Here is a 14,281-nt window from a genome sequence, read left to right on the forward strand (position 1 = left end):
CTGTCTACATGGACTTTAAACAGATTCAGGAACTGGTAAAAATGGTAAACAAATCCAATATCAGTGAACTGAGCATTGAACAGGACAAGTTTAAGATTACAATAAAGCAGAAAGATAACGAGACACCGCAGGTAATCACTGTTCCTGCAGCCATGGCACCCGTGCAAACAGTAGCGGCTGTAGCTCCTGCAGCAGCTCCGGCACCAGCAGCACAAGCACAAGCAGCGCCCGCTGCACCAGCTGCGCCAAAAGCTGACAACCTGGTAACCATTAAATCACCAATGATTGGTACTTTCTACCGCAGCGCAGGCCCGGATAAAGCTCCTTTCGCTGGTGTTGGCGATGAAGTTGCTCCAGGTAAAGTTGTATGTATCATCGAGGCAATGAAGTTATTCAACGAGATTGAGAGTGAAGTGAGTGGCAAGATTGTGAAAGTACTGGTAGATGATGCATCTCCGGTAGAATACGATCAGCCTTTGTTTTTAGTTGAACCATAATTATATCAAATTAGCTTTTAGCGCTTAGCCTTTAGCTCCTGTAACCAATCGGTAATTCGGACCTAAAGGCTATCTGTTAAAAGCTATATTGCTATATATAGCTTTTATTAACTTATAAGGAAAACAATGTTCAAGAAAATATTGATTGCCAACCGTGGCGAAATTGCCCTCAGAATCATCCGTACCTGTAAGGAAATGGGTATCAAAACGGTAGCAGTTTATTCAACAGCAGATAAAGACAGCCTGCATGTAAAGTTTGCTGATGAAGCTGTGTGCATCGGTAAACCACAGAGCACCGAATCTTATCTGAATATCCCTCACCTGATGGCCGCTGCTGAAATCACCAACGCGGATGCTATTCACCCAGGATATGGATTCCTGGCTGAAAATGCACGCTTCGCTGAAATCTGTGGTGAACATGGTATCAAGTTTATTGGCCCAACTCCTGATATGATCAGAAAGATGGGTGATAAAATGACTGCTAAAGAAACCATGATAGCTGCTGGCGTTCCTGTTATTCCAGGTTCCGAAGGCTTGTTACAAAGCGTAGAGGAAGCCAAAACTATAGCTAAAGGAATGGGCCTCCCGGTGATTATTAAAGCTACTGCAGGTGGTGGTGGTAAAGGTATGCGTGTTGTTTGGGAAGAAAGTGAAATTGAAAATGCCTACACCATGGCTAAAAACGAAGCTCGCGCATCTTTCAGCAACGACGGTATCTACATGGAGAAATTCGTGGAAGAACCCCGACATATCGAAATTCAGGTGGCTGGTGATCAGTACGGAAAAGTATGTCACTTAAGTGAAAGAGATTGCTCTATCCAGCGTCGTCACCAAAAGTTAGTGGAAGAATCTCCTTCTCCTTTCATGACTCCTGAACTGCGTGAAAAAATGGGTGAAGCAGCTATCAAAGCCGCTGCAGCTATTAATTACGAAAGTGTTGGTACTATCGAATTCCTGGTAGATAAACACCGCAACTTCTACTTCATGGAAATGAATACCCGTATCCAGGTAGAACATGGCGTTACTGAAGAAGTTATCAACTTCGACCTGATTAAAGAACAAATCAAGATCGCTGCTGGTATTCCTATCTCCGGAAAAAACTACACTCCGCAAATGCACGCGATCGAGTGCCGTATCAATGCCGAAGATCCATACAACGATTTCCGTCCTTCTCCTGGTAAGATTACTACTTTGCATATCCCTGGCGGACATGGTGTTCGTGTAGATTCTCATATCTATGCAGGATACGTTATTCCTCCATACTACGATTCAATGGTAGCAAAAATCATTACCATGGCTCAAACCCGTGAAGAAGCCATTAATACAATGGAACGCGCGCTAAGTGAGTTTGTAATCGAAGGGGTTAAAACAACTATTCCTTTCCATCAGCAATTAATGCGTGACGAAAACTTCCGTAAAGGAAACTTTACTACCAAGTTTACTGAAACATTTAAGCTGGTTTAGGAATTAAATAATATTTAAAAAGCAGGGCTGATCAGATGATCAGCCCTGCTTTTTAATGCCTACTCGTATATAAGCTCATTATAATTCCCTGCTAGTTTCAGGAACTGAAATTTATTCATACTTAATGTCCAGTCGGTATAATCCATTAATACTGGCAATCCCTGTTTATTATAACTATCTACTTTCACACAGTTATTTCTGTTGTAATCATAGTCAATCAATTGCCATGCAGCATGCAGCCTATGTGGATTTATCTTAGTATCGTAAACAGGATACCGGTCTGTAGATGAGTTCCCCTGGGAAGGAGAAGTTATTGCCGTAGTAATTTTAGATACATTGCCACTGCTATTGTATGTATACGTAATGGTAGAGTAACCATCATATGTAAAAACATATGGCGTTTGAACAATTTTGACGATTCGCTGCTGATTATCGAATGTTAGTTTATTCTCAAACGCAAGTGGTATATGGGTAGAGATTACTTCAAAAGTAACAGGATCGAAATCTCCGAAATAACGTACGCTGTCTGTAATCAACTTTTTGCCTTCATCATATTTGTAATTATGAGATTCGTAGAATCCATTACCTGTATAGGCATAGATTACAGCTTTTATTCTTCTCTGGTTATCGTATCCAATTACAATTCTGGGGGTACCTGTAGAAATTGCATCTGGTCTTACTTCCACAGGGTCTCCGTATGAATTGTAGGTTAATCTGAAAGTATCATATTCCATTACTTTTCCTTCGTAGATTGATTTAACATTCAATTGACTAAGGCGTAACTGATGCACAACAGGTGTTGGGTCCTTAATGCAACTGACGAAGAAGAGCAGTGACAGGAGAATAAAGGTTGGAGAAATGAATGATTTAGACATCGTATAGATGTTTAAGTTGTGAATAATTGGGGTTCAAAAAAATAATGAAAGATACAAGGACATTGTCCTTGCATCTTTCATGTGAGTTTATTGGTAAGATAATTTCATGTATTCAAAGGGTAACCTGAAGAGGCCTTCGCCCGATAATGTTGGAGCAGGGTAGGAGAAATTAATCTCTGTAGGCAATCCCAGATTATTATAATTGGTTGCAGTAAATGGATTGTTCTTGCTGTAATCCCAGTCGATCAGCTGCCAGACAGGATGTAACCGGTGAAAATTGACTTTGTTATCATAAACCGGAAATTCATCTTTTGAGGAATTGCCTTGCAGATTGGAAGTGATAGTAGTGCTTATCTTGTTTGCGTTACCAGCATTGTTATAACTAATCGTTTTAATCATGCTACCATCGTTAGTATAAAGATAAGGAGTTTGAACTATTTTGACAATTCTTTGCTGGTTGTCGAAAGTTAATCTGTTTTCCAGTTGGTCGCCACCGAGGGTTGACAGAATTTCAAGAGTGCTGGTATTAAAAGCACCGAAGTGAAATATGCTGTCAATGACTACATTGCTGTTTGGCTGATAGATATACTTGTTGGCTGTTTCGTAAAAGCCGTTATCATAAGCATGGAGTATTGCTTTAACTCTTCCCTGATTATCGTAGCTGATTAAAATTTGAGGATAACCGGTAGAGATGAATTTACCTCTTACCTTTATGGGATCTCCTTTAGAGTTGTAGGTAACATTGAATGAATCAGCATACATTGGTTTGCCATCATACCAATGCTCAGCATAAAATTTACTGAGCTTTACATTGTGAAGTCCGGGGCCGGCATCGGGATGTTTAATACAGCTACTTACGAATAAAAGGGAGAATAAAGCGCAGGTTAAGATGCATTGCGTAAATTTTGGGTGTTTTAACATTGAATACTTGTTTAAAAAGATAAATGAATAAGGGTTAATTGATTAGCAGGGGGTTCGGGTAATGGGCGGCTAAAGTTATGTTGGTATATATGAAGAATAACGGCAGTGAGGGATGAGCGGAGAAGTAGTATAACTGCAAAAAAAAAGCCCCGGATAAAAATCCGGGGCTAATCATACACCAAAACAATCTTACGGTTTTATCGCAAGAAAAGCAGCTCTCTGTATTTAGGCAATGCCCATTTTTTGTCATCCACGAGGAACTCTAATTTATCAGAGTGGTAGCGGATAACATCAAAGTACGGCTTGATCTTTTCACAGTAATCGATCGCTTTCTGACGGCTATCGCTAAGTTTATTAGCGATTTTGCGAGCTTCGATCATTGCCTGTACATTTTCACTTATTACATTAATATGTTCAGCTATTTTACTAGCAATTTGTTTTTGAGCTTTGATGGATTCTTCACCCAGTCCAATTTCTTTCAGGCCTTTGATGTTTTCTACCAGGTCGTTCAGGTAGCTGATAGCAGAAGGCAGGATGTTGTTGGTAGCGAGATCACCGATTACACGAGCTTCGATTTGCACTTTCTTTACATAGTCTTCCAGTAAAATTTCATGACGGGCGTGTAATTCTTTGGCATTGTAGATACCTGTTTCAGTAAACAGTTTAGTACTTTTTTCAGTTACATAGGCATCTAAAGCTTTTGGAGTGGTTTTGATGTTAGGTAAACCTCTTCTTTCTGCTTCTTTTTCCCACTCTTCACTGTATCCATCACCTTCGAACAATACTTTTTCCGAATCTACAATATATTTCCGAAGAGTTTGCATAATTGCAATCTCTTTTTTCTCACCTTTTTCGATCAGACCATCAACTTCGGTTTTAAAGTTAGTCAAAGTTTTTGCAACTATTGTATTTAATACAGTCATTGCAGAAGCGCAGTTAGCGGTAGAACCAACGGCACGGAACTCGAACTTGTTACCAGTGAAAGCAAAAGGAGAAGTACGGTTACGGTCAGTGTTATCCAGCATTAATTCTGGAATATGACGGTGAAGGTCGAGTTTCAGGATAGCTTCGTCCTGTTCGTCGAATTTATTGTTAACACGGGTTTTAACTTCCTGCAATACTTCGTAAAGGTATTTACCGGTGAAAACAGAAATGATAGCAGGAGGAGCTTCGTTAGCACCCAGACGGAAGTCATTGCTCGGAGAAGCAATAGAAGCTCTCATCAGGTCTGCATAATCATGAACTGCTTTAATAGTGTTCACGAAGAAAGTGAGGAACATCAGGTTGGTCTTAGGTGTTTTACCAGGAGCCAGGAGGTTAACACCAGTATCTGTAGCCATGCTCCAGTTATTGTGTTTACCAGAACCGTTGATGCCGGCGAATGGTTTCTCGTGTAATAACACTTTCAGTTTGTGACGTTTGGCCACTTTATTCATAACATCCATCAGCAGGGAGTTATGATCTACTGCGATGTTTACTTCTTCGAAGATAGGAGCGCACTCAAATTGAGAAGGAGCAACCTCGTTGTGACGGGTTCTTAAAGGAATACCCAGTTTATAGGATTCGATTTCGAAATCGCGCATGTAAGCATACACGCGGTCAGGAATAGCACCGAAGTAGTGATCTTCCAATTGCTGACCTTTAGAAGGAGAGTGACCAACAACAGTACGGCCGGTCATGATCAGATCCGGACGTGCATTAGCCAGTGCTTCGTCTACCAGGAAGTATTCCTGTTCCCAACCGAGGGTAGCAGTTACTTTGGTAACATTTTTATCAAAATAATTACAAACATCAACTGCGGCTTTATCAAGAGCAGCCAATGCTTTTAATAATGGAGCTTTATAATCCAGAGATTCGCCGGTATAAGCAACGAAAATTGTAGGGATGCAAAGGGTTTTACCAGTTGCATTTTCAAGAATAAATGCAGGAGAGGATGGATCCCAGGCAGTATAACCACGAGCTTCAAAAGTTGCTCTTAAACCTCCGTTAGGGAAGCTGGAAGCATCTGGCTCTTGTTGAACCAGTGCATCGCCATCAAAAGTTTCGAGGGCAGAACCATCACTTTTCAGCGTAAAGAATGAGTCGTGTTTTTCGGCAGTAGTGCCAGTCAATGGCTGGAACCAGTGGGTATAGTGGGTAACACCTTTCTTCATAGCCCATGCTTTCATCCCAGATGCGATTTGCTCGGACATCTTACGTTCCAGCTTAGTGCCATTTTTAATGGAGTTCATCAGGCTTTTGTAAGCCTCGTCGCTTAAATATTCGCGAACTACTTTACCTGTAAAAACATTGCTGCCAAATATATCGGTAATCTTACCGGTATATTCGTTTAGAGTATTGTCTACGCCAGCTAATCCTTCCAGCGCTTTGAAACGTAACGATTGCATGCTGTAATATTTTACACAAAAGAACGCATCAGTCGTTTAAAATGCAAATATTTTGTTCACTTTAACTGAAAAATTACATTTTGGGTTCTTAAAAGTCTGTTTTTTTGTTTTTTGGTCAATTATTTGACCTGAGCATGTCTGAAAACTGATAAATTAAAAAAATAATAATATGAATTAAAACGAAAGGATATGTCTTTCAGTTCGTAATCCTCTACCTCTTGGCATTTGCAGGAAAAACACCTAATTTTGCAACTTCTTTTAAATCACTCGATTTTTATACTTAAATACATGCAGACCACCGTAGAAATTGCAGAACAGTTAGGACTTACCGCTGACGAGTTTGAACGGATCAAAACCATTTTAGGCCGTGTGCCCAACTTTACAGAACTCAGTATGTATTCTGTAATGTGGAGCGAACACTGCTCTTATAAGAATTCAATCGTTTGGCTCAAGTCCCTGCCTCGGGAAGGCGACAGACTGCTTGTAAAAGCAGGAGAAGAAAACGCAGGCCTGGTAGACATCGGCGATGGCTACGCGGTGGTGTTCAAAATAGAATCACATAACCACCCTTCCGCAATCGAACCTTTCCAGGGTGCTGCTACCGGAGTGGGAGGTATACATCGCGATATCTTTACTATGGGAGCCCGCCCAATCGCTGCTTTAAACTCTCTTCGCTTTGGTAATATCAACGATCCTAAAACCCAGCATCTGGTAAAAGGTATTGTTCATGGTATCGGCCATTACGGTAACTGCTTCGGCGTTCCTACCGTTGGCGGTGAAGCATATTTTGAAGACTGCTATGGTACCAATCCGCTGGTAAATGCAATGAGCGTTGGTATCGTTAAGGTTGGTCAAACAGTTTCCGCTACTTCTTATGGTGAAGGAAACCCTGTTTTCATTGTAGGTTCTGCTACCGGCAAAGATGGTATTGGTGGTGCTTCCTTTGCTTCTGCCAATATCACTGAAGAAAGTGCTGAAGATTTACCTGCTGTTCAGGTAGGTGATCCATTCCAGGAAAAGAAATTGCTGGAAGCCTGCCTCGAAATCATTAAAACCGGTTCTATCATCGGTATGCAGGATATGGGTGCTGCCGGTATTACCTGCTCTACGGCTGAAATGAGTGCAAAAGGCGAGCATGGTATGAAAATCTGGCTCGATAAAGTACCTACCCGTCAGAAAGATATGAAAGGCTGGGAAATGTTGCTGAGCGAAAGCCAGGAACGTATGCTGATCGTAGTGAAAAAAGGTCAGGAACAACCAATCCTCGATATTTTTGAAAAATGGGATCTCCATTGTGTACAAATCGGAGAGGTAACTAAAGATACTAACCTGAAGTTCTACATGAACGATGAGCTGGAAGCAGATGTTCCTGCTGAAAGCCTCGTACTTGGCGGAGGTGCTCCTCAATATCACCGCGCTTACACAGAACCGGCTTATTTCTCTAAAATCAAAGCATTCGACATCCAGAATATCCCGGATGTTGATCACCCTCGCTTTGTAGCTGAAAGAATGGTTGCCTTGCCAAACATCGCTTCCAAACGCTGGATCTATAATCAATATGATAGCATGGTTGGTACTGCCAATGCAAGCACCAATGCTCCTAGTGATGCTTCTATCGTATTAGTTAAACCAACTAAAAAAGCATTAGCTGTAACTACCGATTGTAATGGTCGTTATGTTTTTGCTGATCCTCATAAAGGTGGACAGATCGCTGTTGCTGAAGCTGCACGTAACATTGTATGCTCTGGTGGCGAACCTGTTGCAATTACCAACTGTCTGAACTTTGGTAACCCTTACGATCCTGAAGTATATTATCAGTTCGTACACGCAGTTCAGGGTATGGGTGAAGCCTGCCGTAAATTTAATACCCCTGTAACCGGTGGTAACGTGAGCTTCTATAACCAATCTCCTGATGGTCCGGTTTATCCAACTCCAACTATCGGTATGGTGGGTATCCTGGATAGCCTGGATCAACGCATTACGCTCGATTTTAAGGCAGAAGGTGACCTTGTATACCTGATTGGTCGTAACCGTAACGATATCAACAGCTCCGAATACCTGCACAAAATCATCGGTGTTGAATTTAGCCCTGCGCCTCACTTCAACCTCGACGAAGAACTGCACGTACATCAGGCAATCGCTAAACTGAATAAAGCCGGATTACTCCAATCTGCACACGATATCAGTGAAGGCGGTCTGTTTGTTTCTATGCTGGAAAGTGCAATGACAAGAGAATTAGGCTTCGAACTGCAACTGAATAACAAATTCCGTAAGGATGCATTCCTCTTCGGTGAAAGCCAAAGCCGCGTAGTTGTAACTATCAACCCTGCTGATAAAGAGAAATTTGAAGCATTGTTACACGGACTGGTAGACGCTTCTGATAACTCTGTGAGATATGAGAAACTGGGAGTTGTTACCGGTGAAAACGTAAAAGTTAATGGTGAAGACTGGGGTAAAGTAAGCACCTGGAAGAAAACTTATGATACTTCTATAGAAGAACACCTGAAATAGTGCTTCCTCTAAGTAATAATTTCGAAGGCGTCTCAGTATCTGAGGCGCCTTTTTATTTGCCTGCTATCATGAAGGTTGTATATGATTATCACCTGTAGTAACGTCGCACTCTACACGCCTTCCTCGACAAATTAATTGTTTATCCCCACCAAACCCACTAAAACTGCAGGTTTTGGGTGTTATAGTGATTTATTATTGCAGTGTTAACCTTTAACAAGCTATTAACAAAATAGCACATTAGTGTTATAAAAATTGAAGAAATCTATGATATTTTTGATAAACAACGATGAATAAAAAAATAGTATTTAAAAGAAATACTTTTTATAAAATATTTGGAATCACTTGGTTATTCCAATTTCTATGAAAACCATTTGTTCTACACCATGTCCTGATGAAATCTAAATGAAAATTTACACCTAGTGAAAGAACGATTTGAGTAAGGGCTGAGAAATCAGCCCTTTTTGTTTACCTACCACGAAGATGAATACACGTTAATTAATCCTTATCAGAAATACATCTCTTTTAGAATACAGTATCTTAGACACATAATTTTCAGAAGAATGAATCGATTATTGTTACCAGCTTTAGCATGCCTTCTTTTTGCAGGAAAAGCAGATGCTCAACAAAAATTAGATGTTCAGGCTCATAGAGGTGGTATGGGGCTCATGCCTGAAAACACTATTCCGGCTATGATTAACGCAGTAAAGTTGGGTGCACGCACTCTGGAGCTGGATTGCATTATTTCTGCAGATAGCCTGGTGGTAGTGTCGCACGATGCCTATATGAATGGCGATTTTATGCGCAAACCCGACGGTAGCGATATTTCAAGAGAAGAGCAAAATCAACTTACGCTATTCTCCATGACCTATGATAGTATCAGAAAGTATGATGCAGGAACCCGTCAACATCCCAGATTTCCTGACCAACAGAAATTTAAGGTTTCAAGGCCTCTTTTATCAGCCTTGATAGATTCTGTTGAGGCTTATGTAAAGAAAAATAATCTGAAACCGGTTAACTATAATATTGAAACAAAGTCGGAAGCCTTTGGCGACGGCTCTTTAAATCCGGTTCCGGAAGTCTTTGTGCAATTATTGATGGGGGTTGTGAATAAAAAGAAGATAGCCGGCAGGGTTACTATTCAATCTTTTGATTTCCGCACTTTGAGAGAAGTTCATAAAAAGTATCCATTGCAAAAAACGGCATTACTGGCCTCTAACAAGTCATTTGAGGCAAATGTAGCAGACCTGGGATTCACTCCCACGATCTATAGTCCACATTTTCAGATGGTAACACCTGAATTGATAAAAGAAGCACACGCCAAAAAAGTAGAAGTATTGCCGTGGACAGTAGATCAGCCGGAAGATATGGAGAGGTTGATTGGTTATGGAGTAGATGGAATTATTACCAATTATCCCGACCGGCTAATTAAAATAGCTGGGAGCTATCAGAAATAATTAGAAGCAGAATCAAAAACAAACTAAAGGACTATCTGACATTATCAGGTACCCGAATAAAAAATAGGCTGTATCATATGATACAGCCTATTTTGTTTTGTATAGTGGTTAATCTTATACCATTGGAATTTCAGCCACCTCGTAAACTTTCTGATCCAGTTTAGCTTTGGTTTCGCTGAACGCTTTGAGTGTTAACTCAATATCCTCATCGCTGTGTGCAGCAGTAGGAATTAAGCGGTAAATGATCTGGCCTTTAGGAATAACCGGATAAACTACGATAGAACAGAAGATGTTGTAGTTTTCACGCAGATCCAGGCACATTGCCGTAGCCTCAGGAATATCACCTTGTAAATAGATTGGAGTTACAGGTGAGTTAGTTCTACCGATATTGAAACCACGATCTTTCAGTCCGTTTTGCAGCTTATTTACGTTATGCCACAATTTAGCCTTCATCTCAGGGTATTTGCGCATTAATTCTACTCTTTTCAAGTGACCAATCACGATTGGTAAAGGAATAGATTTAGCGAAGATCTGAGAGCGCATGTTATATCTCAGGTAATTGATGATTGGTCTGTCACCGCTGATGAAAGCTCCAATTGAAGCACCAGATTTTGCGAAAGTGTTGAAAAGCAAATCGATCTGGTCCTGAACGCCTTGTTCTTCACCAGTACCGGCACCGGTTTTACCCATAGTACCAAAGCCGTGAGCATCATCTACTAACAGGCGGAATTCATATTTACCTTTAAAGGAAACGATTTCTTTCAGTTTACCCTGATCACCGGCCATACCGAATACGCCTTCGGTAACAACCAGGATACCACCGCCCTGAGCCTTAGCCAGTTCGGTAGCGCGTTTCATTTGTTTGTCGAAATCTTCCATATCGTTATGTTTGAATACATAACGTTTTCCGGGGTGCAGGCGTAAACCATCCAGGATACTGGCGTGGCATTCTGCATCGTATACTATTACATCTCTACGGCCAACAATTGCATCAATTGCACTCATGATACCTTGGTAACCATAGTTCAGTAGGGTGGTAGCTTCTTTGCCCATGTAATCAGAGAGTTCGTTCTCTAATTTTTCATGGTAATTGGTATTACCGCTCATCATGCGCGCTCCCATCGGAGATGCCATACCAAAATCGGCAGCTGCTTTAGCATCAGTTGCACGTACCTCAGGGTGGTTTGCAAGCCCCAGGTAGTTGTTCAGACTCCAAACGATCTTATCATTGCCCCGGAATTTCATGCGGGGACCTATTTCTCCTTCCAGCTTTGGAAATGCGAAATAGCCATGGGCTCTGTCTGAATGTTCCCCAATAGGGCCCAGATGTTTCAGCAGTTTCTCGAAAATATCCATACGATATATTATGTAATGGTTAATTCAATCTTTAAAAACGGTCACAAAGGTATTAAAATATTCATTTTTGTAAACCTAGATAATCTGATAAAACTAACTTATTATAGTTTTTAAGTTATGAAAAAAGGCATTATACAAGTATATTACCGTGACATTTAAATACTTATGCAACAATGAAATTTACGCGATTTTTAACCGCTGCCCTTATATTTCCGGTAGCGCTGATGGCTCAGAAAGCCACTTCACCAGCACCATTCAATCAGTCGGTATCCAAAAGTAATAAAGCTATTCGTCCTAAATTGATTGTTGGTGTAGTTGTAGACCAAATGCGTTGGGATTACCTCTACAGGTATAATAACCGTTATACTGCCGGAGGGTTTAAAAGGCTTTTACAGGATGGTTTTTCCTGTGAAAATACCCTGATCAATTACACGCCAACCATAACAGCCCTGGGGCATAGCTGTGTATATACCGGCTCTGTACCCGCTATTCATGGTATCGCTGGTAATGACTGGTATAGCAGACAGCTAGATAGGTTGGTTTATTGTACCGAAGATTCAACTGTTACTACAGTTGGTGCCAGCGGCAAGAGTGGTAAAATGAGTCCACGTAACCTTAAAGTGACCACCATTGGGGATGAACTGCGTTTATCCAACAACTTCCAAAGCAAAGTAGTAGGGGTGGCAATCAAAGACAGAGGAGCTATTCTGCCAGCCGGACATAGTGCCAATGCGGCATTCTGGTATGATGGAGGAAGCGGTAATTTTGTTACCAGCACCTATTATATGAAAGAACTTCCGGGATGGGCACAATCTTTCAATAATGAAAAATTACCACAACAATATCTTTCAAAACCCTGGACAACTCTTTATCCTATAAATACTTACGTATTAAGTACCGGAGATGAGAAGCCATATGAGGGAAAATATAAAAATGCTACAAATACTTCTTTTCCACATGATCTGACGGCTAATCCGAATGGTTCTGTGGCAAATACACCTTTTGGCAATACGCTGACCTTAGAGTTTGCTAAAAAAGCAATTGAAGGTTATGGCTTGGGAAAAAGCGGCGTAACAGATTTGTTAGCGATCAGTATTTCATCTACAGATAAAGTTGGTCACCAGTTTGGGCCTAATGCAGTAGAGATAGAAGATACCTATTTAAGGCTGGATCAGGATTTAGCATCATTTTTCAAGTATCTGGATGCTAAAATCGGCAAGGGCCAATATTTGTTCTTTATTACAGCAGATCATGGCGTAGCGCATGTTCCGGGCTTTATGGAAGAAAACAACCTGCCTGGTGGAATTTGGGATGCAGCAGCAGGAATTAAGGAATTAAATCAACTTATTGCAAGTCGTTTTGGAGTAAATAAAGCAATCCTAGAATATGCGAATTATCAATTGTATTTAGATCATGATGCCATTGAAAAAGCAGGTAAGAATGAGGTGGAGATTAATAAGTTCATCACAAAATGGCTGATCAGGCAACCGGCAATCCTAAATGCCTTTCCACTAACTGATTTGGCTATTACAGCTTTGCCTGAGCCTATGAAGAGTATGATCACCAATGGCTATAATGCAAAAAACAGTGGAGATATCCAGATTGTATTGCAATCGGGATACCTGGATGAGGGGCCTACCGGTACCAGCCATGGTTTATGGAACCCATATGATTCACATATTCCGTTAGTTTGGATGGGATGGGGGATCAATCATGGTAAAACCAACCGTACAATCGGGATGACCGACATTGCGCCAACAATTGCTGCATTATTACAAATACAGATGCCTAGCGGAAATATTGGGCAGGTAATTCAGGAAATTACCCATTAATTTTTTTTGCTTAGATTGCCATGAGTTAGAAGAATGAACGAGCCTCCGGGAGGTTTAAAATTCACATAGCTCATGGCATTTTCTTTTATTACATATGAAGTAGCATCACGTATCGCTACTATTACGCTCAACAGGCCGGAGAAGCGGAATGCTTTAAATGGGGAGATGGTAGTGGAGTTGAGAGCAGCATTTCAGCAGGCCGGAAAAAGTGAAGATGTTAAAGTTATAGTGTTGAAGGGGAATGGAGAGGCATTTTGTGCAGGGGCAGATTTAGCGTATTTACAGCAGCTCCAGCAGAATAATTATGAGGAAAACCTGGCGGATTCGCGGGAACTGATGCAGTTATTCCTTGAAATTTACGAACTTGACAAGATTGTAATCGCCCAGGTAGAAGGTCATGCTATCGCGGGAGGATGTGGATTAGTGACAGTTTGTGATCTTAGTTATGTGGTACCGGAAGCATTATTAGGTTATACGGAAGTTAAAATTGGATTTGTTCCTGCGCTGGTGACGGTTTTCCTGGTAAGGAAAATAGGAGAGGGAAGATCCAGGGATTTATTATTGACCGGAAAATTAATAGCTGCAGAGAAAGCGGCAAAGGATGGATTGATAACAGAAGTAGTTCCGGCGGCATCTATATCTGAATACGTAAATAAAATAGCTATAAATTTATGCACCGAAGCAGCTGCAAACTCGCTTAAAGTTACCAAGCAGCTGATTGGCACGGTGTTAGACTTACCTATAAAAGAAGGGCTTGAGCATGCGGCAGCTTTAAATGCAGCGACTCGTAGCCACGAAGACTGTAAAAGAGGAATAGCAGCATTTTTGAATAAAGAGAAATTGAAATGGTAATTAGGGGATTTGGCTGTTCCGTTCATTATTAACACACCACCATACTATGTCATACCGAATAACATTTTTTTGTTGCCTGTTTTTCTTATCCACGTCGGTTTGGGCGCAGCGGGTAGTTTCAGACGCAAAAAT

General features: G+C 41.0%; 10 protein-coding genes. 6 read left to right on the forward strand and 4 right to left on the reverse strand.

What is annotated here, in order from left to right:
- The first annotated feature begins 8 nt into the window (after nucleotides 1–8).
- Both accB and accC read left to right on the forward strand, forming a co-directional pair.
- On the forward strand, nucleotides 9–497 hold the full coding sequence (gene accB / locus DVR12_RS16550; protein WP_116976911.1) for an acetyl-CoA carboxylase biotin carboxyl carrier protein: 489 nt from the start codon (nucleotides 9–11) through the stop codon (nucleotides 495–497).
- 126 nt (nucleotides 498–623) lie between these two features.
- A complete protein-coding gene (gene accC / locus DVR12_RS16555; protein ID WP_116976912.1) occupies nucleotides 624–1,961 on the forward strand; it encodes an acetyl-CoA carboxylase biotin carboxylase subunit in 1,338 nt (445 codons plus the stop codon).
- A 59-nt stretch (nucleotides 1,962–2,020) separates the two neighbouring features.
- On the opposite strand, the gene DVR12_RS16560 is transcribed toward accC, so the two are convergent.
- The 3 genes from DVR12_RS16560 to DVR12_RS16570 all read right to left on the reverse strand — a co-directional run bounded on the left by DVR12_RS16560 (nucleotide 2,021) and on the right by DVR12_RS16570 (nucleotide 6,144).
- Nucleotides 2,021–2,836 (reverse strand): hypothetical protein, encoded by an 816-nt coding sequence (locus tag DVR12_RS16560; RefSeq protein ID WP_116976913.1) that lies wholly within the window; start codon nucleotides 2,834–2,836, stop codon nucleotides 2,021–2,023.
- Nucleotides 2,837–2,923: 87 nt separating this feature from the next.
- Nucleotides 2,924–3,757, reverse strand: a complete 834-nt coding sequence (locus DVR12_RS16565; protein ID WP_116976914.1) for a hypothetical protein — start codon at nucleotides 3,755–3,757, stop codon at nucleotides 2,924–2,926.
- Between the two features lie 197 nt (nucleotides 3,758–3,954).
- The gene (locus tag DVR12_RS16570; protein ID WP_116976915.1) at nucleotides 3,955–6,144 is read right to left on the reverse strand and encodes a glutamine synthetase III family protein; all 2,190 of its coding nucleotides are present in this window, start codon (nucleotides 6,142–6,144) and stop codon (nucleotides 3,955–3,957) included.
- Between the two features lie 288 nt (nucleotides 6,145–6,432).
- Between DVR12_RS16570 and purL the strand changes: the two genes are divergently transcribed.
- Both purL and DVR12_RS16580 read left to right on the forward strand, forming a co-directional pair.
- Nucleotides 6,433–8,655 carry a phosphoribosylformylglycinamidine synthase subunit PurL gene (gene purL / locus DVR12_RS16575; protein ID WP_116976916.1) on the forward strand — a complete coding sequence of 741 codons (2,223 nt, stop codon included), beginning with the start codon at nucleotides 6,433–6,435 and terminating at the stop codon, nucleotides 8,653–8,655.
- Between the two features lie 560 nt (nucleotides 8,656–9,215).
- A complete protein-coding gene (locus DVR12_RS16580) occupies nucleotides 9,216–10,109 on the forward strand; it encodes a glycerophosphodiester phosphodiesterase family protein (RefSeq protein WP_116976917.1) in 894 nt (297 codons plus the stop codon).
- A gap of 114 nt (nucleotides 10,110–10,223) precedes the next feature.
- Here the strand turns inward: DVR12_RS16580 and DVR12_RS16585 are convergent, their stop codons facing one another.
- Nucleotides 10,224–11,465, reverse strand: coding sequence for an aminotransferase class I/II-fold pyridoxal phosphate-dependent enzyme (locus tag DVR12_RS16585; protein ID WP_116976918.1), 1,242 nt, complete (start codon nucleotides 11,463–11,465; stop codon nucleotides 10,224–10,226).
- 173 nt (nucleotides 11,466–11,638) lie between these two features.
- Here DVR12_RS16585 and pafA point away from each other — a divergent pair, with 173 nt between their 5' ends.
- Nucleotides 11,639–13,297, forward strand: a complete 1,659-nt coding sequence (gene pafA, locus DVR12_RS16590; protein ID WP_116976919.1) for an alkaline phosphatase PafA — start codon at nucleotides 11,639–11,641, stop codon at nucleotides 13,295–13,297.
- Between the two features lie 72 nt (nucleotides 13,298–13,369).
- The gene (locus DVR12_RS16595; protein WP_116976920.1) at nucleotides 13,370–14,149 is read left to right on the forward strand and encodes an enoyl-CoA hydratase/isomerase family protein; all 780 of its coding nucleotides are present in this window, start codon (nucleotides 13,370–13,372) and stop codon (nucleotides 14,147–14,149) included.
- The last annotated feature ends 132 nt before the right edge of the window (nucleotides 14,150–14,281 follow it).

Source organism: Chitinophaga silvatica, from assembly GCF_003419895.1.
GTDB classification, from domain to species: Bacteria; Bacteroidota; Bacteroidia; order Chitinophagales; family Chitinophagaceae; genus Chitinophaga; species Chitinophaga silvatica.

Excerpts from the sequence above, each read along its gene's own strand:
- DVR12_RS16565 (WP_116976914.1), bottom strand. The coding sequence starts at position 3,757 with ATGTTAAAACACCCAAAATTTACGCAATGCATCTTAACCTGCGCTTTA.
- DVR12_RS16580 (WP_116976917.1), top strand. The coding sequence starts at position 9,216 with ATGAATCGATTATTGTTACCAGCTTTAGCATGCCTTCTTTTTGCAGGA.
- DVR12_RS16585 (WP_116976918.1), bottom strand. The coding sequence starts at position 11,465 with ATGGATATTTTCGAGAAACTGCTGAAACATCTGGGCCCTATTGGGGAA.
- DVR12_RS16570 (WP_116976915.1), bottom strand. The coding sequence starts at position 6,144 with ATGCAATCGTTACGTTTCAAAGCGCTGGAAGGATTAGCTGGCGTAGAC.
- accC (WP_116976912.1), top strand. The coding sequence starts at position 624 with ATGTTCAAGAAAATATTGATTGCCAACCGTGGCGAAATTGCCCTCAGA.
- DVR12_RS16560 (WP_116976913.1), bottom strand. The coding sequence starts at position 2,836 with ATGTCTAAATCATTCATTTCTCCAACCTTTATTCTCCTGTCACTGCTC.
- accB (WP_116976911.1), top strand. The coding sequence starts at position 9 with ATGGACTTTAAACAGATTCAGGAACTGGTAAAAATGGTAAACAAATCC.
- purL (WP_116976916.1), top strand. The coding sequence starts at position 6,433 with ATGCAGACCACCGTAGAAATTGCAGAACAGTTAGGACTTACCGCTGAC.
- pafA (WP_116976919.1), top strand. The coding sequence starts at position 11,639 with ATGAAATTTACGCGATTTTTAACCGCTGCCCTTATATTTCCGGTAGCG.
- DVR12_RS16595 (WP_116976920.1), top strand. The coding sequence starts at position 13,370 with ATGGCATTTTCTTTTATTACATATGAAGTAGCATCACGTATCGCTACT.